The following is a 22,118-nucleotide window of genomic DNA, read 5'->3' as shown; positions in this document are numbered from 1 at the left end:
GAACCTCTCGAATTGCCTGATTAAGGATTTTGTTTCCCCTTAACGCATCAGGATGCTTTTTTTTGTAGTCATAATAATTGATTTTAGTTATCTTTGAAAAGTACTACTTTTTCGGTTTCGCGCTACCGAAGGTTTAGTTCAACAGCCGTTTGGCGAGATTGGGGTTTTAGGTTTAATTTAAAGATGATTTTGTACTTGGAAAATTTGTGTTTAATGGAAAAATCTCGCATCTTTAGTCCCAAACCTCGTGTAGCGGCGACATGTTGCAATACATATTGTTGCATGACAAATCCTAAAATAGGTTTATCGAAAGTGGATTGATCAATAAAAATTTCAGTACTATTAAATTTATATTAAAAACTGGTACTCTTACTTGGATTTTTCCATTTTTAAAAAGTCATTTTTCCATTAAAATCATTTTATTAAAATTACTCAAAATGAAACAGTTATTATTAATATTTGCTTTTATACTCTTCTCTATATCGATTTTTGCTCAAAAATTAGAATTGAGTGACACTATTTCATTAACTATTAACGAGCATAATACCATTTTTATAAAAGCTATTTTCAACGAAAAAGATACTTTAAACTTAAATTTTGACACCGGCACAACCGAATTGATTTTAATAAATGATATTTTAAATAATAAACTTAAATCTACAACGGAACTTTACAGCACATTATATAATTTAAAAATTGGAAAAACAAATTACAAAACTAAAGTGTATGACGCCGAATTAGCAGGACACGGAACAGAAGGGCGATTTGGCTGGGACTTTTTCAAAGGAAAAGTAGTCGAACTCAATTATGACAAGCATGCTATGATTATTCATTCTGAATTGCCTAAATATGTACTATTAGATAACAAATTCACTAGCCTAAAAATAGAGTTTTTTAAAGACTTGTTTTTAGTTTCAAGTGAAATTAAGGAAAATGGAATTGCGAACAATGATCTTTTCCTCTTTGATACGGGTTTTGAAAGAACTGCAATGTTAGATAATGATTTATTAAAAGAAGGTAACTTTCCAACGAACAAGATGAAAGTTTTAAAAAAGGTAATGATGAAAGGTGCACAAGGAAACGAAATTCCTGTTATTACTTCTAATTTAGAAATCTTAAAAATTGGAAAGTATAAACTTAAAAATATTCCAGTTCAAATAACAACTACCCAAAAACCATTAAAAGATAAAAACGTTCATATTTTAGGTAACGAAATTTTGAAAAGATTTAATATATTCCTCGATTTTCAAAATAATGTTGTGTACTTGAAACCAAATAAATTTTATAAAGACCAATACATTGACCAAAGAAAAGAGTATAAATCGGAATGACGAAATGCCGAAAAATCAGCTTAATTCGCGTTTTTTTTACAAGAAATTTATGTGTCAGCAGAAAACAAGCAATCACAAAATCTATGAATATTAAAGAATTCAAAAAAGCAAGTGAAAAATCTCTGATGAAGAATGGGGAAATTGTGGACTGAATCCTTCTAAAAAAAAACTCATACATTAAACTTGAAAAGTAATTTAATAATTTACTTGAAGAGTTACTTTATAAAAGTGTCTAAAAGAAATAGAAAAAATAATACAAAATTACATTCAGAGAATTTATTGTTCAGCCATGATTTTAGTGCTACCATCCGTTTTAATCAATTTGTGATTCTATATTAATTTCAAACAATAATTTTCATAACTTAGTTTTTTCCTAACGAAAAAAATAAAAAGGCTGCCTACTTTTTTATCAAATTAGATTTGCACTAAAGCCTATGAAAAATACAATGTATTTAATGAAAAATCGACACTCAACGTGGCTTGAGCTCTTTTTTGATCTAATCTTTGTTGTGGCACTAGGAAAGGTCGCTCATCTATTAGCCCATACGCATAACAATGAACTAGACCGCCATGTATTTTTAACATTCATTATATTATTTTTACCTTTTTGGTAGATTTGGGTGCTGCACACTTCATTTTCAAATAGGTTCGACAATGACAGTAGGTTCCATAGAGTTTTTACGCTTCTCATTATGTTTGTTCTTATCATTTTATCTACCACGATCGATTCTTGAATAGAAAATAACTACTGCGGGATTATATGCTAAATATATTCAAAAAATGAGAGGCCGATCCACAAACAAAAGAATTATCGGTGTTCTTGCCTTTGGAACACCCTCCTTGCTGTATCAGCTTTATTCTTTTCCTACAAAATAGCTGGTCTATTGCTAAGCATCAGTATTATCATAGAAATTATTATTATTCAGACGACTCTTAATTCTAAAAATTCAACGAAGCCTTTAGATAAAGAACATTTAGTAGAATGCATAGGACTATTGGCAATTGTCCTTTTAGGAGAACCCATTGCTTAATTAACATCGGGTCTTACTAATGTAGATTGGACATTATTAACCATTGCCACGGGGATGGTGGGATTTTAAATAATAGCGATGATCTGGTGGATCTACTTCGACTCGCTAAATTTATTAATTGAAAGTAAAAGAGATAAATATGGAACTGGTATTATCTACTCTCAGTTGTTGGTCTATATGTCTTTTGCGATTCTTGCCAATACAATAAGACATGCCATCCTTAACGATTTAAACTTGTTTGATTTTAGAATTATGGCCATTTCAGGAATGCTGCTTCTATATATTGGAAAACAAACTGCATATGCAATAAATGTACCTAAACACAACAGAAACAGGATAATAAATACATTAATAGTACTTACCATTGCTGCAGTATCCTTACTTTTAAATAGATCTCAATACATCCTTTTTGGGTTGGCCTTTTCTTTTGCCATTTACATCGTGCTTAATTATAAATCACAAATGAAATTATATGGCAAAGTTAATTTTTAAGTGTTAGTCTATAAAATCGCTGATTTTTCATATCCGTAACCGGTTAAGATTACTTCTTTGAATTTCGTCTTAATTAAAGGAACCCCTTCTTTCTCAGTTTACTCTAAAACAACAATTATCAGCCGTTAATTTAGGCTTTTGCCAAAATAAATTTGACTGATCTAAAAATAGTATCCTACCAGCGCACAAAAATAATTATTAAATTACTACTCCAAGAATCTAGTCATCAACGTTATAAAAGTCACTTGTTATAAATTGAGGCCTAAAATTGGTGTTTATAAAAATTTATTTTGGATTATCTTCCACGCCCCAGGTGTCCAAACTTCGTAAAATATTTTCGAGTGATCTGCCTCTCTCGCTCAATTTGTATTCTACTTTTGAAGGAACAACCGCAAAAACTTTTCTGGAAATAAGGCCGTCTTTTTCTAATTCTCTTACGGTTTGGGTAAACATTTTATTAGAAATACCGGAGATTTTCTTTTGTAGTAATCCGGAACGTAAACCCCCATCCAGTAAATGAAATAAAATCAAAGGTTTCCATTTAGTCCCTATTAAACCCATTGTATAATGAAGAGGACAATAATTTTTTTCGCTCATTTTATATTTCAATCAATTGATAATCTATATTTTACTCTTTTAGGTAACTATAATACTTTAAAGTAGGTTATTGCTATTTATGCCAATATAGGCTAAATTTGTAATCTAAAACAATAACACATGCCAACTAAAACAAATTATCCAAAAGCATTTTCTCATATCGGAATTACAGTTCCTAATATTAAAGAAGCCGTTAAGTTTTACTCAGAAGTAATGGGCTGGTACATTATTATGGAACCGTCTACAGTAAAGAAAGAAAAGGAAACAGCTATTGGTCAAATGTGCATTGACGTTTTTGGCGAAGATTTAGAAGAATTTGAAATTGCACATTTAGCCACTTCAGATGGTACGGGAATCGAATTATTTTCTTTCCCTCACGGAATTAAAGAAGCACCAGAATTCAATCCTTTCAATACAGGTCTTTTTCATTTTTGCATACAAGATCCAAACATTGAAGATCTTATCGCTAAAATTGTATCTTACGGTGGTAAACAAAGAATGCCTATTCGAGAATATTATCCAAATGAGAAACCTTTTAAAATGTGTTACGTACAAGATCCTTTCGGAATTGTTTTCGAAATATACACGCACAGTTATGAACTGACTTATTCTTCTGGAGCCTATTCAAAATAAAACCAAATATCTAATAGCTTTTATTGAACTTCTAAAATTTAACTAAAATGAAAAAAAGTCTTTATCTAATCTTCCTTTTTATAGTGATTGTTTCTTGTAAAAATTTGACGAACAAGAAAATAGAAATTGAAGCGACAAAACACACGGACAGCCTTACAGTACAAGTACAACAAATTGCTGAATTTACTGGACAACAAGTAACTGGCGTTACCGTGAGCACATTAGGACGGATTTTTGTGAACTTCCCTCGATGGAGAAAAGGAGTTGAAAATTCGGTGGTTGAAATTACCAAAGACAATCAAAAATTAGCTTATCCCAATGAAGAATGGAATTCATGGAAAATTGGAAGCGCAGTTGAAGATCAAAAATTTGTTGGCGTACAATCTGTAGTGGCTTTTGAAAACATGCTTTATGTGTTAGACACACGCAGTCCATTATTTGGTGCCGTTTTAGACGCACCTCGCCTTTTTGTCTTTAATTTAAGTGACAATAAATTAGAGAAAACTTATATATTACAAAAAGACAGTTATTATCCTAATTCTTACATCAACGATTTACGTGTCGATAAAAAAAACAATAAAATCTATTGTACTGATTCTGGCAGAGCTGGTTTAATTGTACTGGATATGACTTCTGGAAAATCTACTAGAGTTTTAGACAATCATTTCTCTACAAAAGCGGAGCAATCCTATTTGACTTTCGACAACAAAAAGTGGGAGAACACTATTAATTCTGACGGAATTGCATTAGACAATAAAAATGACTTGCTCTACTTTCATGCACTAACGGGCTACAGTTTATATTCCGTACCCACAAAAGTATTAGCCAATGCAAATAATACGGAAGTTGAAAAATCAGTCAAATTAGTGGCAAAAACAGCAGCCCCTGATGGAATGATACTGGACGAAAATGGTATTTTATATTTTGCTGATTTAGAAAACAACAAAATTATGTATCGTAAACAAGATGGCAGTATTCACACACTGGTTGAAGGTAAAAAAATCAGATGGGCAGATACATTTAGTATTTATAACAACTACTTGTATTTTACAAACTCAAGGATTAATGAAGTTACAGCCGATATTTCAACTATGACTTTTACTTTGAATAAAATAGAGTTATCTAAAAATTAAAAAAAGAGTAAAGTGACTTAACCGCAAAGACGACTTTCTGCTTAAAAATAGCCCAAAATAAGACCGTTTTTAAAACAATTTAAAAGCAGTCTTGTTATTGTATTAGATACTATTACCTTCTACATTCGACACTCCTAATTGCATTATAAAAGACCAATAACATCGTTGTCAATAAACTGTCTGATGATGATCACGAAAATAATTTAAAACTTAATATATTCGAAGCTAATCAAAGAGGAGGTAAATTAGTATACTGATTTTACTATATCGCAAATTTTTTCATCCTATAAATGTAACAAATAATTAAACCAGCCGACTTATTATTATTAGCTGAATTCCATTTCGAAAAATGAAATCAGCATTGTTCTAAAAGGATAACTCGCAATTTTCAATATAAAAAGAGAGGAAACTAATTTAATTTCAGCCATTTTAATCAAACATTAATTTACACCGTATGAAAAAAATAATGCTACCGCTTTTTCTTTTGCTCGCCTTAACAGGACAAGCACAAATAAAGGCAGACGATGTACATACTTTCACCCTAAAAAACGGAATGAAAATATTAGTTGTAGAAGACTTTTCGATCCCAAATGCAAATATGTATTTGTTTTACAAGGTAGGAAGCAGGAACGAATACCAAGGAATTACTGGTCTCTCTCATTTTTTTGAACACATGATGTTTAACGGAGCCAAAAAGTACGGCCCAAAACTATTTGACCAAACAATGGAATTCAATGGAGGTGCTAATAATGCGTATACCACTGAAAATGTTACAGTTTACACGGATTGGTTTCCTGCATCTGCAGCGGAGGTTATATTTGATCTTGAAGGCGACCGAATTTCTAGTTTGAGTATTGATCCTACGATGGTAGAAAGCGAAAGAGGCGTTGTATTAAGCGAGCGTCGTACTGGTCTTGAAAATTCTCCTTGGCGTCTGTTGTCGCAATCGCTTCAGGCAACCGCTTTTCAAGAGCATCCATACCATTGGCCTGTAATGGGATATGAAGATGACATGAAAAATTGGAATCAACAAGACTTGGAACGTTATTTTAAAACCTATTACGCACCAAATAACTGCGTTGTTGTAATTAGTGGCGCGATCAAAACAGAAGCAGTAAAACTATTAGCAGAGAAATATTTCGAACCAATTCCAGCTCAACCCACGCCACCAAAAGTTCATATTGTAGAACCTGTACAAACTGGGGAACGAAGAATTACTGTTCAAAAAGAAGTGGCTACACCTTATCTTATGATTGGTTATCATACTCCTGAAACTAAAAACGATGATTATTATGCCTTAAATATTCTGAGCTCCGTTCTTTCAAGCGGAAAATCATCCCGATTGTATGCTTCGCTTGTAGATAAAAAACAAGTAGCTACCCAAGTATTTACTGATTATGGTGATAGCTTTGATCCTGGACTTTTCAATGTATATGCTGTAGCCAATAAAGAGGTGAACGAAGTAGATTTAGAAAATGCCATATATACTGAGATTGAAAAAATAAAACAGGATGGGATTACCGATACGGAACTACAAAAAATAAAGAACCAAAAACTAATGGAATTTTACGACCAAGTGGAAACCATAGACGGAAAATCAAACAACATAGGTACTTATGAAGTGTTTTTTGGTGACTATAGAAAAATGTTTGATGCGCCAGCTAATTATAATAAAATCACAATTGCTGATGTGCAACGGGTTGCCAAAACCTATTTTACAAAAAGTAACCGAACAGTAGGAGTATTAAAAACAAATGTAGAAAATTAATAGTATGGAACGTATTAATAAAAAATTCATAATGATCTGCTTGCTTGTAATAACACAAATAAGTCTGTCAGCACAAAGTTATAAGTTACCGAGTTACGCTACATTTAAATTACCAAATGGTCTTACTGTCTTCCTAATGGAGCAACATGATGTGCCTGTAATTAGTGTATCTGCCATTATCCCAGCGGGCGCAATATATGATAAAGACAAAGCGGGACTTGCGTCACTGACTGCTACAGCTTTAAAACATGGTACTGAAAATTTCACAAAAGCTAAGTTAGATGAAGAACTCGATTTCATTGGTGCCGCTTTAAACACCTATTCTTCTAAGGAATACTCCGGTCTATCTTCTCATTTTGCCGCTAAGGACAAAGACAAGGTCCTGACGATTATTAAAGAAGTATTGCTTAATCCTGTTTTTGACGCTGCAGAATTTGAAAAAGAAAAAAGTAGGTTGCTGGTGAAGCTTGAACAGCAAAAAGAAAGTCCGCAATCTGTGATAGGATCGTACTTTGAGTCCATGCTTTATGGAGACCACGTTTATGGAAATATCATAACAGGTACTACGGCAACCGTGAGTAAATTAACCGTAAATGATCTTACTACTTTTTATAAAACGAAATACAAACCAGACCATGCTGCCATTAGCGTAGTAGGTGATTTTTCTACTAAAGAAATGAAAGCCGCACTGACTGCTTTGTTCTCAAAATGGGAAAAATCCTCAAAAGAAGAAGATAGTCCTGCATCCAAAGCGATTAGTATTCCAAAAGAAAACAAGGTATTACTAGTCAATAAAGACGACGCCAGAGAAACCACGTTTTATATTGGTTCTCCAGGAATAAGCAGAAACAATCCAGATTATGTATCCATTGAAGTAGTCAACACACTTTTTGGCGGACGATTTACGTCGATGCTAAATGATGAGTTGCGTGTAAACTCTGGCTTGACCTACGGCGCAAGTAGTCGCTTTAATGCCTTGAAAAATGGTGGTTCATTTGCTATCAGCACTTTTACAGACGTGAAAACCACGGAAGCAGCCATTGATAAGGCGCTCGAAGTCCTGTCTAAATTACATAAAAATGGTATTGATGAAAAAGCATTGGCTTCAGCCAAAAATTATGTCAAAGGACAGTTCCCGCCACGATACGAAACTACCTCGCAACAAGCTAGTTTACTGACCCAAATGTTCTGGTATGATTTTGATAAATCTTTCATTGACGATTTTGAAAAGAATGTTGACAACTTGGATTTGGCGAAAGCCAACCAAATCATTGCTAAATATTTCCCTAAAGACAAGCTACAATTTGTGCTAATAGGAAAAGCAGATGAGATTATAAACATTTCAAAAAAATATGGCACAGTAACCCAAGTGGAAATAAAAGACGATCCTAAAGAAGGACTATAATTAATATCAAAGCGGAAATTAAATTTCCGCTTTTTTTTATATCTAATACTTATACCGAAAACCAGACAATATAGTCCAACCTAAATTTTTGTCACATCGCGCGCAGTCGAGATGCAATAGTGGTTCTCGACTCCGCTCGAACTGAAATTGAACTGTTTTATAGCCGAATATGACTTAGCTAACAACCTCTCGTACTATTTATCACGCTGAAAGCGTCTTAGCAAAGTTGCTCAGGTATCTTGAGACGCTTTCAGTGTGACAAACTAAGTGCTGTAGTTTGTGAAAGAATAGAACGCTTTATTATTGGGTCATACAATATTCATAATTAGATAAATTCAAATTGTATTAAAAAAGTCCCAATCGCACGTTTGGAGTACGCACACCTATTTGCGTATTCACTGTCGTTCTGTTAGATCTGTTTTCATAACGCGGCTCACTATATCCATAGTAATAATAGTCTGCATGCTGATACCAATATTTACTGTGATGACAATGGCTATCGCAATGATCGTGGTGTGCTGCATAACCTTCTTGCTTACCTTGAACATAAGCTCGATGCGCTCTGCTGTCGTTTTTCTTTAATTCCTTTTCGTATTGTTTTTGTTCCTGCCAAAAAGCACGTTCTTCTGTTTTGCTTTTTGCTTCAAACTGTTGTTCGTATTTCGCATCTTCTAAACCTCTTTGTTGATAATACGATACACTCTGTTTTGTTTCTACTTGGGTATCATTACTAACTCTAGCTTTTTGCGCATTCACATTGGGTACGAAAGAAAAAATAATTAGTATTAATATGGCTTTAACTGTTTTCATAATTTTAAAATTAGTGTTATTACAATAGTAAGACAACTGTAATCTAGTTTACCCTACCTTCCTATCCACTAATTTTTAAAAATGCTTTATTTAACCTGACTTTTCATAAAATCAATAACCTCATCAAAGCGATCGCTCCAAGGGTAAAAGTACTGTGTAACCATAGGAACATGCTTTTTGTCCACTCGTATTGCTGAAACTTCTGGCTGAAAAGGATGCAGGGCATCAATAAAACGCTTATTGGTTGTTTTAATAGAAGCATAGGTTTGATCACCAATATAAATTAAAAAAGGAGGCGTATTTTTATCTAAAAAATAAATAGGGGACGCATCCTGCCATTTGGTGGGCGAGTTAGTCCAGGTTGTTATATAATTGTATTCGGCAGTAGGTGGGTTTTCCTCTAAATAATATTTCATATCTAATCCTGCGGCATCATTCAAAATAATTCCGGAAATACTTTTAGGATCGATTCCGTACTTCGGATTCATAACCGCTAATGCACCCAAATGTCCGCCTGCAGAATGTCCCGTTACAAAGACTGCATTTGGATTACCCTTGTACTTGCTGATACTATCTTTCGTCCATTGAATCACGGCGGCAATTTGCTTGGCCATCCCGTCATAATCCGTATTTGGACTCAAAGTATAATCTGGAATCACAGTGACTACTCCTTTGCTGGCAAAGTTCCTGCCTAATAAATCGTAGGTCCCTTTTCGTCCACTATTCCAGTAGCCTCCATGCACAAAGATTAAAACAGGGAGTTGTTTTGCTTTTGAATTTCTGGGAACAAAAACATTCATTTTTGGTACCGCTATTGTATTTTCCTTCGAAGGCAGTAAATAGGAAGCATCTGTAATTTTTTTTGATGCACAACTCCCCAACAGAATGCTATTAAGGACAACTAGTATCGCAATTTTATAACGCATAGTTTTTTTTACAAATATATAAATTAAAGAAAAAGCAACCGCAATTATTACAAAAGGCTACGCTGCCATTTTCCTGCTAGTGAAATTAAAAAATATCACAACGGGAAGAAATGGAATTCATTAGCTTTGTAACGGCACACAATAATTTGAAATGAATGATAGATTCGTATCTAGTAGTGCCACTATTATTAGTAAAGCACACCATAATACCCCACCAGAAATGCGAAAACAACTTTTTTTTGGATTCAGATTTGTACTTTAATTAAAACGAAACACATGAAGCACACTATTTTAATCGTTACCGGATTAGGAGATTCAGGAGAGACACATTGGCAAAATTATTGGTTACAGCATTTTGAAACTGCTCAAAAAGTGATTCAAAAAGATTGGGACAACCCTATCTTAAAAGATTGGCTGGAAAGCCTGAACACTTCAATCGAATCTGCGGAAGGTGAAATCATTATCGTTGCTCATAGCCTTGCCTGCTCGTTGATCAGCCATTGGTCAAAAGAAAATAAAACCGATAAAATAGTTGGTGCCTTGCTTGTTGCTCCTGCAGATGTAGATTCAGCTGCGCATACCCCTGAGGAAATCAGAAACTTCTCTCCCATTCCTTTATTAAAATTAGATTTCCCTTCCATTGTGATCACAAGTTCTAATGATCCCTATATTTCATTGGAAAGAGCCTCGTTGCTAGCTGAAAAATGGGGAAGTTCTTTTATAAATATTGGCGAGAAAGGCCATCTGAATTCAGAGTCAAAATTAGAATATTGGCCCGAAGGACAAGAAATTCTGCAGTCATTATTAGAAATGATAGAAAGTAATAAATAATTTCATTTCTATAAACGAAACTATTATCAAAACATATACCAAAAAACTGCAACACTTCATAGCTCAAAATACCCGAAAAAAACGGGATGCAAATAGTGATTTATCTTAATTACAAGGCAAATACAGTGACTATCTAAAATTGTATCTGTACTATTTGCAGGATTGTAAAACCAACCCAAAAAATACCTAAATTTGAATGTTAAACTGTTCCAAATTTGGCAGAAGCAGCAACTTCTTTTTTCCTTTTTTCGAAAATTAAACTAATGAAAAAAATAACATACCTACTCTTACTACTATTTTCAATCATTAGCTGTTCCACTCATATGAACGATAATGAAAATAACACCATCATTGGAAAATGGAATTGGGTTGAATCTTCTGGTGGGATTGCCGGAATTACGACAACGCCACAATCATCTGGAAAATCAATTCAACTGGAAATCTCTAACACAAAAGTAAAAAAGTATGTGGATGGGATCTTAGTTCTTGAATCCTCCTACTCTATTCAAACCGGAATTTCTATTTTTGGAGGGGAAAAAAAGTTAATTATCTATGACAATGATTCAAAACAGTCTTTCACAATAACTGCCAATCAATTGATTCTTAACGATGAATGTTACGATTGTTACTTTAATAGATATATAAAAGACTAAAACTATTTGTTACTCTTATTTCAAATCAATAATATGACTCTGTGTTAGCAAACAAAATTTACTGTAAATTAGATTGATAATGAATTTGCTTGTAACCACAACATTTTTTTAGAAAACAAGAACTATAGAAAACACATAATCTGACAATAGTTCACACAAAACCCTTCATATAATTAGCTTTAATCACTAAGCAAAATGGAAAATATCAAAATATTTATAAACTACATAGCAGCATCTATTGAAATCATAGGGTGTATTACCATTTTTACAGGCGTACTATATTCTCTAATCAAGTCACTTGTACTATTTTATAGAAGAAAACCAGAACCCTTTATTGAATTAAGACAAACGCTGGGAAAATCGATACTTTTAGGACTTGAAATATTAATCGCTGCTGATATAATTGCCACAGTAGTTGCAGAGCCAACATTAGAATCGGTATCGATTTTAGGATTAATAGTTTTTATCAGAACGGTTATGAGTTTATCATTGCAGGTCGAACTCGAAGGTAAATTTCCATGGCAAAAAAATAAAATTTAAATCTATCAATAACCCTTTATCAAATAAACGTATTATGTTAGTAAAAAAAAATTGGCACCAAAAACATTTTGAAGCTTTAGGATTTGGGAGCCGCTTGGCCGATGCCGTGGCTAAAATTATGGGGTCGTGGAAATTCATAATTGTGCAAACGATTTTAGTCGTTCTTTGGATGACCTTAAACCTAATTGCTTTTATAAAACATTGGGATGTCTATCCTTTTATTTTGCTTAATCTATTATTCTCTACCCAAGCTGCTTATGCAGCGCCTATTATCATGATGTCTCAAAACAGACAAAACGAAAGAGACCGAGCACAAGCACAAGCAGATTATCAAACTAATCTGGAAGCCAAACTAGAAATAGAAGCGCTGACATCAAAACTGAATAGCATTGAAGTTGACAAATTAGACAAGATAATCAGACTATTGGAACAAATTCAAAGACAGCCCTAACTAAAGAATAAAATCAAACATCTAGATTTTAATTTTTCCGTTCTTTTTATTTCAAAAAAGCTAATAGCAATAAGCTCACTTAGCCCGAAACATTTTGGGCATAAATGAGCTTATTATTTTTATACACTGCTTAAAATTAAATTTTTCTTCTCTAATTCAACTTGCTAGTTGCAATATTTACTTTGGTAATAACCAAGAAAGCAATTAAAATTTATTCCCTAGATTTACAAAGAGTTATTATAAAGAATCACCTTATTATTTTTAGTTAAAAAACATCTATTTTACTGATATTTAGTTAATTAACAATTTTACACCAATTATTTTTTTTAATTTTAATAGAAATAAAAAGTAAACTATTAATATTTAAAATCAATTATTATGGCAACTCAAACAGGAAAAAAAGTAGAAGCTACAAAAGCAAAAACAAATTCAGCTCATGGATTGAGAGATTTATTTGAAGTAGGATTGAAAGATATTTATTATGCAGAAAAAATATTGAGTAAAACACTTCCTAAAATGGCAAAAAATGCTTCAACTCCAGAACTGACTACTACTCTCAATAAACATTTGACCGAAACAAACGAACATATTTCCAGATTGGAAAAAATATTCGAAGTTACTGGTATTAAACCTGCTGCAAAAAAATGTGAAGCAATGGAAGGAATTCTAAAAGAGAGTGATGATATGATCAACAAAACAGATCAAGGTATTGTACGTGATGCCAGTATAATTGCCTCTGAACAAAAGGCAAAACATTATGAAATTGCAACTTATGGTACTTTACACGCTTTCGCAAAAACAATGGGAGAAAACAAAGCAGCTGATCTATTAGCTATGACTCTTAATGAAGAGAAAAAAGCGGACGCTAGATTAACTGAGTTAGCGATGACTTCTATTAACAACAAAGCTTTTAAAGCGGATGCTATTTCAAACCCACGGATGTAATTCGAAATCATAAATAATTTAAAAAGCCTGTTCCGTACAGGCTTTTTTTATGGTACTACTATATAGGAAATTACCATTTTAAATGTTGAACGTTAAATATTTGCTTGTGTAACAAAAGTTACTGACAAACCTTTTCCTTTGTGTTACTTTTGTCTTATCAAATTAGAGTACACGATACATCCAATTGAATAAAAGTGCTCTTTTGAGCGTAATTCAAACTTTATAAATTAAACAAAATGAGCGTAGAAAAAATAATTAAAGAAAACGAAGGAACCATTGTAGATGTGCGTTCGTACGGCGAATTTATGGGTGGTAATGTAGTTGGTTCCATTAATATTCCGCTAAATGAAATACCCGAAAGAGTCGAAGAATTAAAAAAATTAAAAGCACCTTTAGTATTATGTTGCGCCTCTGGAAACAGAAGCGGACAGGCACAACACTTCCTTTCACAACTTGGAGTCGAGTGTTATAATGGTGGTTCTTGGTTAGACGTAAATTATTATAAATCACAAGCAACAAAATAAGATGATAAACACATTAAAAAATCTATTTGGTTTAGGGCCAAAAGTAAATTACGCCGATTTAGTAAAGCAAGGAGCTGTAATTCTAGATGTACGTAGTCCAGGAGAATACAAACAAGGACACATAAAAGGGTCAATAAATGCTCCATTAAATGATCTTTCGAGACATATTCCAAAATTAAAAAAAGACGCTACTATTATTACTTGTTGTGCATCAGGAATGCGAAGTGCTTCTGCAAAAAGCATTTTAAAATCGAATGGATTTGCACAAGTTCATAACGGCGGAGGCTGGAGTAGCTTACAAAACAAAATATAATGAATGCACAGACCTTATTAAATGATTGGCACTTCATGCGTTTTGTCCGTCTTGCGCTAGGCGTTTACATTGGTATACAAGCCTATCAAACCCAAAGCATTCTTTCAGGACTTCTGGCCGGTTTTCTATTATATCAAGTCGTAACAAATTCTGGCTGCGGTGGAGCGAATGGTTGTGCAGTACCGCTGAAGAAAAAGAATACCGACACTGTTGAGGATGTAGAATATGAAGAAATAAAAACAAATTAAATTATAATTACAGCATATAAAAAGCCCCAAATTGGGGCTTTTTATTTTATTAAGATTTAAAATTTAGTACAAACAAACACCAGTATTGCATCATTAGTATTCGATAATAAAAACTTTAAACCTTACAACAAATTAAATATTCATAAAAAAATTAGGCTTCTATTTTCGGAAAATCATTCCCTAGGCGTAAACAAACATCGGTACAATCAGCATAATATATAACCCTTTCTGCTGTCGCTAATCATCTCCATTAGCTAGCTGGCTTTTTCTCATATGCCCCAACTTCATTAACATAAGAACTAACAAATCCTACTATGTTTAAAATAACACAATAAAATGGAATTACTCCTATCGTTATTATTAATTTAGTTGGGATAAGTAAGTCGTAAAACCACATCCTTCGAAAATACCAGAAACGGTATCCAAAGCTTTTGCGTTGTGGCCTTCCAACAGAAATTCTTTCTCTAAATTTTCATCTGTAGAGATATTGATGATTTCTACTATTTTAGAATGAGGAAAAATAAGATCAAAACTCAGTTGGTTGTTTATCGACGATGTAAACTCATCCTCGTTTTCCATAATAATGATGATTTTTGCGGTAGCGACTTCTTTTATTTTTTCAACAACAGCTGCATTATTAATACAAAAACCAGAAAGAATAATAATATCTGCTTCCCAACTGGCATTTACAGCGCAATCCATTTTTTCAATATAACCATGGCGATTGTGCGCCAAAAGACTTTCATGAATATCAGATAGTGCTTTTTGGTTTTTATCGAATAATAAAAGTTGGTAATGCTCCGATAATTCTTTAAGTATTGGAAAATTTCTTTTCTCAGCAGCACCAATAACGGCAATAGTTCGTATATTTTGCATTGTTCTTGTTTTTACTGTTGCAAAACTACGGTAAGAGCCCCCTTGGTTCCATTGAGATAGAACAAGAAATGCCATTGATCCAAATCAATTTTATTTCCGAAGAGTAATTTGTTTTCGCACTCGGCTTAGTGTTTCTGGGGTAAGACCAAGGTAAGAAGCAATCATGTGTTGGGGTACACGCGCTATGACATCAGGGTAAGCGATAGTGAGTTTGGTGTATTTTTCTTCAGCAGTTTCAGTCAAAGCAGAGTTTACTCTCGCCTGCAAAGCAATATAGGCGTTTTGCAACAAAAGTCTTTGGTAGCGTTCAAATACCGGTAGCACATCCATTAGCTCCTCTCTTGCCACCGCCGTTAATAACAACAGTTCCGAATCTTCTATAGCTTCGATCGTGAAGGTGGAATGCGCGCCCATTAAAAAACTCGACAAATCAGTAATCCACCAGCCTTCAAAAGCAAACTGCATGATGTGTTCATTTCCTTTTTCATCGGTAGTATAGGAACGTAAAATCCCTTTTTCAATAAAAGCATTGTACGTACAAACATCGCCTTCTAATAGCAAAGTTTGTTTCTTTCGTATTTTTTTTGGAATAAAAAAAGTCTTACACTCCTCAAATTCGGCCGCGGTCAACGTTACTTTATCTCCAATACTTTTTGCCAATTGTTCATACATTTCCGCAAGATAATAATTACTGCATCAATTAAAAAAACCAATCGTAAAAATGAGCAAAATGCAAAAATTAAATCCTTATAAAAGCAGCATTGCAGCCCTTATTTGCTGTCAATTATGCTACAAATAGCCCTAATAACAAAATCAAAAATCATTTGTCTTACGGCAAAATAAAAATTACCTTTGCCACAGTTTAACTTTTACACACAAAATGAAGCCTAACACACAACAATTAAAGGATTTAACTATCCAAGTCAGAAGAGACATTCTTAGAATGGTACATGCAGTCAACTCAGGTCATCCAGGAGGATCACTTGGTTGTGCAGAATTTATGGTGACCTTATACCAAAATCTAATGGACCGCAAAGAAGGTTTTGATATGGACGGAATAGGAGAAGATCTTTTCTTCCTTTCTAACGGACATATTTCACCAGTTTTCTACAGCGTTTTGGCAAGAAGCGGTTATTTTCCAGTTTCAGAATTAGCCACTTTCCGTCTAATCAATTCAAGACTACAAGGACACCCAACTACGCACGACGGTTTACCTGGAGTTAGGATCGCATCTGGTTCTCTGGGACAAGGTATGTCTGTAGGTATTGGAGCTGCTCAAGCTAAAAAATTAAATGGAGACAATCATTTAATTTACACTCTTCACGGTGATGGTGAATTGCAAGAAGGTCAAAACTGGGAAGCAATTATGTATGCTTCTGCAAAAAAAGTAGATAACCTTATCACTACAATCGATTTAAACGGAAAACAAATTGACGGTACTACTGACGAAGTTTTAGCCATGGGAAGTATCCGCGCTAAGTTTGAAGCATTTGATTGGGATGTTATTGACATTAAAGAAGGAAACAACATTGAAGCTATTATAGCAGGAATGACAGAAGCAAAGTCTAGAACAGGAAAAGGAAAACCCGTTTGTGTACTATTGCATACTGAAATGGGGAATGGAGTTGACTTCATGATGCATACTCATGCATGGCATGGAAAAGCGCCTAATGACGCTCAACTAGAAAATGCATTTGCTCAAAATCCAGAAACCTTAGGTGACTATTAATAATTTTAAAATTTGAATTGTAAATTTTGAATTACTACTCAAAATCTTTCAATTATTAAATTTTTAAATCTTTGAATTTAAAAAAATGAAAAAATATACAAATACAGGAAGTAAAGATACGCGTTCGGGTTTTGGAGCGGGAATGACTGAGCTAGGTCAAAAGAACGAAAACGTGGTTGCACTTTGTGCTGATTTAATAGGATCGTTAAAATTTGACGATTTCAAGAAAAATCATCCAGAGCGTTTTTTCCAAATTGGAATTGCCGAAGCCAACATGATTGGAATTGCAGCTGGATTAACCATTGGAGGTAAAATTCCATTCACCGGAACTTTTGCTAACTTTTCTACCGGAAGAGTCTATGACCAGATTCGCCAATCAGTAGCTTACTCTGAGAAAAATGTAAAAATCTGTGCTTCGCATGCAGGTTTAACTTTAGGTGAAGATGGTGCAACACACCAAATTCTTGAAGATATTGGATTAATGAAAATGTTACCAGGAATGACTGTAATCAATACTTGCGATTACAATCAAACTAAAGCGGCTACATTAGCACTTGCTGATCATCACGGTCCTGCTTATTTGCGTTTTGGACGCCCAGTAGTACCTAACTTCATGCCAGCCGACGAACCATTTGTAATAGGAAAAGCAATCCTGTTAAGTGAAGGAACCGATGTAACAATCGTAGCTACTGGGCACTTAGTTTGGGAAGCACTTATTGCTGCCGAAGCATTAGAAGCAAAAGGAATTTCTGCAGAAGTAATCAACATACATACAATTAAACCATTGGATGAAGAAGCAATTCTTAAATCATTGGCTAAAACAAAATGCATTGTTACTGCCGAAGAGCACAATATCCTTGGCGGTCTTGGCGAAAGCATCTCAAGAGTATTAGCCTTGAATCATCCTGCTCCACAAGAGTTTGTTGCGGTAAATGACAGCTTTGGAGAATCAGGAACGCCTGAACAGTTAATGGAAAAATACAAGTTAAACAATCAAGCAATTGTTGAAGCCGTAGAGAGAGTTATTAAAAGAAAATAATTCACATACATATCCAAAAAAAAATCCCATCTCGTTTAAAAAGAGATGGGATTTTTTTTTGTTTTCAGTCTATACTTTAATGACAACTTTTATCTAAGTGTTTTTTGATTCGTGCAGGATCAGATGTATCACCATTACAACTCGGTATAGCATCAAAAGCCATTAATGTTCCATCAGCTTTTGTAATTTCACTTCTTGTACCATAACCATCTGCATCGTCATCGACGTCTAAAAAGTTAGGAATTCCATCCCCATCACTATCATCAGCATAACGGATTTTATCTGCAGGACTTGTTGGATAATTGACAGTATTTCCATAATAATACATATAACCATCGCCATTTAAATCCTCTTGATAAGAAGGAATACCATCGCCATCTTGATCCAGTCGTTGCAATGCATATAATTTAAAACTAAAAACTAAAGGCGCATAAGCAGGAATATTATCACTTCCCGAAGAATAGTAGGACAATCCAGAGGGAATAAACATCACTCCTGCACCAAAATCTTTGTACGATACAGTTCCGTCATTGCCATTTGATTCTGCAGTCCCAGTCTTGAATTGTGGAAAAATCTCACTCCATGCTCTAAGTGGAACATTCTCAATTGTATATAAAGAAAAAAAAGTTTGAGGATATTTAACTTCTTGGAACGCTGTTGCAGTCAATGAAGTCACGCCTGACACTAAAGTTTGCTGTAGATAATCACCTTTATAAGCTGCCAACACACCATCTACATTACAAGGTGACTCTTTAACCCCTTCTCTCAATACTAAATAATATAATTTATAAGTAATATCGTGCAGAGATACGTCTCTACTTAACAATTTAGGAAAAGTAGTTTTATCTTTATACGACATAATGGAAGCTTGAGTGCCTCCATCGGGAATCTTAGTAAAAACTACATCCTGATCATCAGAAGAGCCAGGGTTATTAGTAACGGTTATATAATAGGTATTCAAATATTCTTCTATATCAGTAATATCAGTGGCATATTGTACTGCATATTCTCTAGGAGGAGTAATTTCGGCAGTGTCATTATTCTTCGAACATGAAAATAAAGAGAGGGTTGTAATTGATAAAATAAAATAATACTTAAATTTGTTCATTATAGCTGATTTTTAAGTGCGCAAGATACAATATTGATTGATTTTTGTAAACAATTTAACTCTGATTTTAGAATTTTTATGAGAATAGATAAATATTTATGGTGTGTCCGATATTACAAGACTAGAAATATGGTAACAGAAGCCTGTAAAAAAAATCATGTTACTGTAAATGGCCTTGTTGCGAAACCATCAAAGGAGGTTTTTCCTACTGATAAAATCACCTTCAGAAAAGACCAAATCACGCAAATCATTACCGTTTTAGACATTCCAGAAAGCCGTTTAGGGGCAAAACTAGTTGATATGTACCGAAGAAATGATACTCCTGCGGAAGCATACCAGCATCTCGAACTATTGAAATTATCAAAGGAGCACTATCGAAAAAATGGTACTGGACGACCTACCAAAAAAGATAGAAGAGATATTGACGAATTTGGAAATGAAATAAAAACTGACGAAGAGGAAGAGAACTAGTGTCAAAATTACTACTCTTCAAACACTAAACTTTAAACTAGAAAAATGAGCAAGAATATCATTTTAACGAATCAAGAAATTGAACATAAAATAAAAAGAATAGCCTACCAGATCTATGAGACCTTTGTCGATGAGGATGAAGTTGTTCTCGCTGGGATAGCAAGCAATGGATTCGTTTTTGCAGAAAAAATTGCTAAAGAACTGCAAAGTATCTCCACTTTAAAAGTTTCATTATGTGAAGTTAAAATTAACAAAGTCAACCCAGAATTACCAATACAGACTTCTTTGACAAAAGAAAAATATGCAAACAAGGGTTTAATTCTTGTTGATGATGTCCTAAATTCAGGTACGACTTTAATCTATGCCATAAGACACTTTTTAGACGTTCCCTTGAAAAAATTCAAAACAGCGGTTCTAGTAGACCGGAATCACAAGAAGTACCCCGTAAAAGCCGATTTCAAAGGAATTTCATTATCCACGTCACTATTAGAGCATGTGCAAGTCGTTTTTGATGAAAACGGAAACAGCTATGCCTATTTAAGCTAAAATAGCAAGAATATCCAAAACTGTCTCATCAACAGTTTTCTCATCAACACTAACTATGTGTTGCGCTTGATTGTAATAATAGCTTCTTTCAAAAAGATGCATCGCAATAAACTCCTTCATCTCCTCTTCATTTTTATTGGCGATAAGGGGTCTTTTGCTTTTATTGGCGACCAATCTATTAAATAAGGTCTCAATAGAAGCTTTTAGATAAACAGATAGTACATTCTTACCATGTAACAATTCGTGGTTATTAGCATAGCAAGGAGCACCTCCGCCAAGACCAATAATGACATCTCCGGGAGCATTTAACAAGTCGACAAAAGCGGCATGCTCCATCTTCCTAAATTTAATTTCTCCGTGCTGTTCAAAAATAGCATTTATAGACAAACCCGCTTTTTCTTCAATATATTCATCCAAATCGACAAACGGTACCCTAATGATTTTTGATAGTGTTTTAGCAATAGTAGACTTCCCGCACCCCATATAACCTAATAATATAATTTTTCTCATAGAATAAAACCTTATAAACTAAGGCGTTAAGATTTATTGTTAAAAAAAGACAAATTTAAAGCAAAATTCTTTGGAAAACATCAAATAAAGTCCTTATATTTGCACCCGCATTCAAGCAAAGAAATTATGACTCGATAGCTCAGTTGGTAGAGCACATCACTTTTAATGATGGGGTCCTGGGTTCGAGCCCCAGTCGGGTCACAAATAGTGATCAACACATAATTTACTTGAATGCATTGACTCGATAGCTCAGTTGGTAGAGCACATCACTTTTAATGATGGGGTCCTGGGTTCGAGCCCCAGTCGGGTCACTAAAAGGTCGAGTAATTTATTACTTGACCTTTTTTATTTTCAGGCCACGTGGAGAAACGGTAGACTTGCCAGCTTGAGGGGCTGGTGCTCGCAAGGGCGTGTGGGTTCAAATCCCACCGTGGTCACTTTCAATCCCTATTTTAGGGACTTAGCAAAGGTTTTAGTCAACATTTAGTCAACCAAGTTGAAAAATGCAAGATTAAAACCTTTTTTTATTACATCCATTTTAGAGTATAAATCACCTTCTCCCCACATACTCTTCACCACAGGCTTTAGCTATTTTCTTCTTTCACAAAACCACATATAACTCCCGATTCACATCAAGATTAATACATTTACTTTTAAAAGTAACTAAAATCTTAGGTATCATGAAAAAAGAAATAATACAAATCGAGAACATCAGTGCAGAAGAGTTTAAGGATGAAATAATAAAAGGAGTACTTCTAGCTCTAAAAGATCTAATCCTTCCTTTTACAGATCCCGACGAAGAAAAATTACTGACAAGACATGAAACCGCAAAAATTCTATCTGTTTCACTCGTTACTCTATACGATTGGGATAAAAAAAATATCCTTCAATCTTATCGAATAGGTAATTTAGTTCGCTACAAAAAGACTGATATATATAAAGCGTTAATAAAACGGAAATTTTAATTAAGCTCACTACGATAGACTTTCGTTCAAGTTAATGAGACGAGATGTTAAATATACTATTTACTTCTCGTTTTATAAGAATTTGAACCGCCTCTCTAATGGGGCAGCTTGAAAAGAATAGCACGGTTTAAGATTACCTAAGATTTTGTTACTACATCTTTTTACATAAAAATACATCTTTTCACATTTGATCTAGTTCAGTTCTGCACATCTGATTACATAGAATTACACATTTTTACAAAA

27 protein-coding genes and 3 tRNA genes are annotated in these 22,118 nt (G+C 33.9%); 23 read left to right on the top strand and 7 right to left on the bottom strand.

The window, feature by feature from the left end; translation table 11 throughout:
• Positions 1 to 437: 437 nt before the first annotated feature.
• From BMW63_RS11385 to BMW63_RS17910, 3 genes are all read left to right on the top strand, one after another.
• Positions 438 to 1,331 carry a pepsin/retropepsin-like aspartic protease family protein gene (locus tag BMW63_RS11385; RefSeq protein ID WP_074723599.1) on the top strand — a complete coding sequence of 298 codons (894 nt, stop codon included), beginning with the start codon at positions 438 to 440 and terminating at the stop codon, positions 1,329 to 1,331.
• A gap of 434 nt (positions 1,332 to 1,765) precedes the next feature.
• Positions 1,766 to 1,945, top strand: coding sequence for a low temperature requirement protein A (locus tag BMW63_RS18675; RefSeq protein WP_083380457.1), 180 nt, complete (start codon positions 1,766 to 1,768; stop codon positions 1,943 to 1,945).
• Between the two features lie 495 nt (positions 1,946 to 2,440).
• Positions 2,441 to 2,854 (top strand): hypothetical protein, encoded by a 414-nt coding sequence (locus BMW63_RS17910; protein ID WP_083380456.1) that lies wholly within the window; start codon positions 2,441 to 2,443, stop codon positions 2,852 to 2,854.
• Between the two features lie 285 nt (positions 2,855 to 3,139).
• Here BMW63_RS17910 and BMW63_RS11375 read toward each other — a convergent pair whose 3' ends face one another.
• Positions 3,140 to 3,451 (bottom strand): winged helix-turn-helix transcriptional regulator, encoded by a 312-nt coding sequence (locus BMW63_RS11375; RefSeq protein ID WP_074723586.1) that lies wholly within the window; start codon positions 3,449 to 3,451, stop codon positions 3,140 to 3,142.
• A 120-nt stretch (positions 3,452 to 3,571) separates the two neighbouring features.
• On the opposite strand from BMW63_RS11375, the gene BMW63_RS11370 reads away from it, so the two are divergent.
• The 4 genes from BMW63_RS11370 to BMW63_RS11355 all read left to right on the top strand — a co-directional run bounded on the left by BMW63_RS11370 (position 3,572) and on the right by BMW63_RS11355 (position 8,390).
• The gene (locus tag BMW63_RS11370; RefSeq protein ID WP_074723585.1) at positions 3,572 to 4,084 is read left to right on the top strand and encodes a VOC family protein; all 513 of its coding nucleotides are present in this window, start codon (positions 3,572 to 3,574) and stop codon (positions 4,082 to 4,084) included.
• A gap of 47 nt (positions 4,085 to 4,131) precedes the next feature.
• Positions 4,132 to 5,217: an L-dopachrome tautomerase-related protein gene (locus BMW63_RS11365; protein WP_074723584.1), complete on the top strand. Its 1,086-nt coding sequence runs from the start codon at positions 4,132 to 4,134 to the stop codon at positions 5,215 to 5,217.
• Between the two features lie 454 nt (positions 5,218 to 5,671).
• Positions 5,672 to 6,985, top strand: a complete 1,314-nt coding sequence (locus BMW63_RS11360; protein ID WP_074723583.1) for a M16 family metallopeptidase — start codon at positions 5,672 to 5,674, stop codon at positions 6,983 to 6,985.
• A 4-nt stretch (positions 6,986 to 6,989) separates the two neighbouring features.
• Positions 6,990 to 8,390 carry a M16 family metallopeptidase gene (locus tag BMW63_RS11355; protein ID WP_074723582.1) on the top strand — a complete coding sequence of 467 codons (1,401 nt, stop codon included), beginning with the start codon at positions 6,990 to 6,992 and terminating at the stop codon, positions 8,388 to 8,390.
• Positions 8,391 to 8,735: 345 nt separating this feature from the next.
• Here BMW63_RS11355 and BMW63_RS11350 read toward each other — a convergent pair whose 3' ends face one another.
• Positions 8,736 to 9,200: a hypothetical protein gene (locus tag BMW63_RS11350; RefSeq protein ID WP_074723581.1), complete on the bottom strand. Its 465-nt coding sequence runs from the start codon at positions 9,198 to 9,200 to the stop codon at positions 8,736 to 8,738.
• 86 nt (positions 9,201 to 9,286) lie between these two features.
• On the bottom strand, positions 9,287 to 10,126 hold the full coding sequence (locus tag BMW63_RS11345) for an alpha/beta hydrolase (RefSeq protein ID WP_074723580.1): 840 nt from the start codon (positions 10,124 to 10,126) through the stop codon (positions 9,287 to 9,289).
• A gap of 276 nt (positions 10,127 to 10,402) precedes the next feature.
• Here BMW63_RS11345 and BMW63_RS11340 point away from each other — a divergent pair, with 276 nt between their 5' ends.
• The 8 genes from BMW63_RS11340 (at position 10,403) to BMW63_RS11305 (ending at position 14,631) form a co-directional block, all read left to right on the top strand.
• A complete protein-coding gene (locus BMW63_RS11340) occupies positions 10,403 to 10,957 on the top strand; it encodes an RBBP9/YdeN family alpha/beta hydrolase (protein ID WP_074723579.1) in 555 nt (184 codons plus the stop codon).
• A gap of 263 nt (positions 10,958 to 11,220) precedes the next feature.
• Positions 11,221 to 11,610 carry a hypothetical protein gene (locus tag BMW63_RS11335; protein WP_139174231.1) on the top strand — a complete coding sequence of 130 codons (390 nt, stop codon included), beginning with the start codon at positions 11,221 to 11,223 and terminating at the stop codon, positions 11,608 to 11,610.
• Between the two features lie 195 nt (positions 11,611 to 11,805).
• Positions 11,806 to 12,150: a DUF1622 domain-containing protein gene (locus BMW63_RS11330; protein WP_074723577.1), complete on the top strand. Its 345-nt coding sequence runs from the start codon at positions 11,806 to 11,808 to the stop codon at positions 12,148 to 12,150.
• A 34-nt stretch (positions 12,151 to 12,184) separates the two neighbouring features.
• Positions 12,185 to 12,601 (top strand): DUF1003 domain-containing protein, encoded by a 417-nt coding sequence (locus BMW63_RS11325; protein WP_074723576.1) that lies wholly within the window; start codon positions 12,185 to 12,187, stop codon positions 12,599 to 12,601.
• 378 nt (positions 12,602 to 12,979) lie between these two features.
• On the top strand, positions 12,980 to 13,546 hold the full coding sequence (locus tag BMW63_RS11320; protein WP_074723575.1) for a YciE/YciF ferroxidase family protein: 567 nt from the start codon (positions 12,980 to 12,982) through the stop codon (positions 13,544 to 13,546).
• 236 nt (positions 13,547 to 13,782) lie between these two features.
• Entirely contained in the window at positions 13,783 to 14,070 is a 288-nt protein-coding gene (locus tag BMW63_RS11315) for a rhodanese-like domain-containing protein (protein WP_074723574.1), read from the top strand.
• Position 14,071: 1 nt separating this feature from the next.
• A complete protein-coding gene (locus BMW63_RS11310; RefSeq protein WP_074723573.1) occupies positions 14,072 to 14,383 on the top strand; it encodes a rhodanese-like domain-containing protein in 312 nt (103 codons plus the stop codon).
• The gene (locus BMW63_RS11305) at positions 14,383 to 14,631 is read left to right on the top strand and encodes a hypothetical protein (protein ID WP_074723572.1); all 249 of its coding nucleotides are present in this window, start codon (positions 14,383 to 14,385) and stop codon (positions 14,629 to 14,631) included. The genes BMW63_RS11310 and BMW63_RS11305 overlap by 1 nt, the downstream gene beginning before the upstream one ends.
• A 360-nt stretch (positions 14,632 to 14,991) precedes the next feature.
• Here BMW63_RS11305 and BMW63_RS11300 read toward each other — a convergent pair whose 3' ends face one another.
• Together BMW63_RS11300 and BMW63_RS11295 are read right to left on the bottom strand one after the other, a co-directional pair.
• A complete protein-coding gene (locus BMW63_RS11300) occupies positions 14,992 to 15,507 on the bottom strand; it encodes a hypothetical protein (protein WP_074723598.1) in 516 nt (171 codons plus the stop codon).
• Between the two features lie 90 nt (positions 15,508 to 15,597).
• On the bottom strand, positions 15,598 to 16,179 hold the full coding sequence (locus BMW63_RS11295; protein ID WP_074723571.1) for a Crp/Fnr family transcriptional regulator: 582 nt from the start codon (positions 16,177 to 16,179) through the stop codon (positions 15,598 to 15,600).
• 208 nt (positions 16,180 to 16,387) lie between these two features.
• Between BMW63_RS11295 and BMW63_RS11290 the strand changes: the two genes are divergently transcribed.
• Positions 16,388 to 17,236, top strand: a complete 849-nt coding sequence (locus BMW63_RS11290; RefSeq protein ID WP_074723570.1) for a transketolase — start codon at positions 16,388 to 16,390, stop codon at positions 17,234 to 17,236.
• Positions 17,237 to 17,321: 85 nt separating this feature from the next.
• On the top strand, positions 17,322 to 18,275 hold the full coding sequence (locus BMW63_RS11285; protein ID WP_074723569.1) for a transketolase family protein: 954 nt from the start codon (positions 17,322 to 17,324) through the stop codon (positions 18,273 to 18,275).
• Between the two features lie 76 nt (positions 18,276 to 18,351).
• On the opposite strand, the gene BMW63_RS11280 is transcribed toward BMW63_RS11285, so the two are convergent.
• Positions 18,352 to 19,383, bottom strand: a complete 1,032-nt coding sequence (locus BMW63_RS11280) for a BamM family beta-barrel-assembly machinery protein (RefSeq protein ID WP_074723568.1) — start codon at positions 19,381 to 19,383, stop codon at positions 18,352 to 18,354.
• Between the two features lie 78 nt (positions 19,384 to 19,461).
• On the opposite strand from BMW63_RS11280, the gene BMW63_RS11275 reads away from it, so the two are divergent.
• Positions 19,462 to 19,854 carry an RNA-binding S4 domain-containing protein gene (locus BMW63_RS11275; protein ID WP_074723567.1) on the top strand — a complete coding sequence of 131 codons (393 nt, stop codon included), beginning with the start codon at positions 19,462 to 19,464 and terminating at the stop codon, positions 19,852 to 19,854.
• Positions 19,855 to 19,899: 45 nt separating this feature from the next.
• Positions 19,900 to 20,400 carry a phosphoribosyltransferase domain-containing protein gene (locus tag BMW63_RS11270; RefSeq protein WP_074723566.1) on the top strand — a complete coding sequence of 167 codons (501 nt, stop codon included), beginning with the start codon at positions 19,900 to 19,902 and terminating at the stop codon, positions 20,398 to 20,400.
• On the opposite strand, the gene BMW63_RS11265 is transcribed toward BMW63_RS11270, so the two are convergent.
• Positions 20,392 to 20,910, bottom strand: a complete 519-nt coding sequence (locus tag BMW63_RS11265; RefSeq protein WP_074723565.1) for a shikimate kinase — start codon at positions 20,908 to 20,910, stop codon at positions 20,392 to 20,394. The two genes, BMW63_RS11270 and BMW63_RS11265, sit on opposite strands and share 9 nt — an antisense overlap.
• Positions 20,911 to 21,038: 128 nt before the next feature.
• Here BMW63_RS11265 and BMW63_RS11260 point away from each other — a divergent pair.
• The 4 genes from BMW63_RS11260 (at position 21,039) to BMW63_RS11245 (ending at position 21,875) form a co-directional block, all read left to right on the top strand.
• Positions 21,039 to 21,111 (top strand) — tRNA-Lys (locus tag BMW63_RS11260).
• Between the two features lie 37 nt (positions 21,112 to 21,148).
• Positions 21,149 to 21,221: transfer RNA gene (locus BMW63_RS11255), tRNA-Lys, on the top strand.
• 43 nt (positions 21,222 to 21,264) lie between these two features.
• Positions 21,265 to 21,347, top strand: a tRNA-Leu gene (locus BMW63_RS11250).
• A 243-nt stretch (positions 21,348 to 21,590) separates the two neighbouring features.
• Positions 21,591 to 21,875 carry a helix-turn-helix domain-containing protein gene (locus BMW63_RS11245; RefSeq protein WP_083380451.1) on the top strand — a complete coding sequence of 95 codons (285 nt, stop codon included), beginning with the start codon at positions 21,591 to 21,593 and terminating at the stop codon, positions 21,873 to 21,875.
• Positions 21,876 to 22,118: the final 243 nt, after the last annotated feature.

This window comes from Flavobacterium frigoris (assembly GCF_900111075.1).
In the GTDB taxonomy this organism is placed as follows: Bacteria; Bacteroidota; Bacteroidia; order Flavobacteriales; family Flavobacteriaceae; genus Flavobacterium; species Flavobacterium frigoris.
Note: the sequence above shows the minus strand (reverse complement) of the source record. Positions and strands in the feature narration are given on the sequence as shown.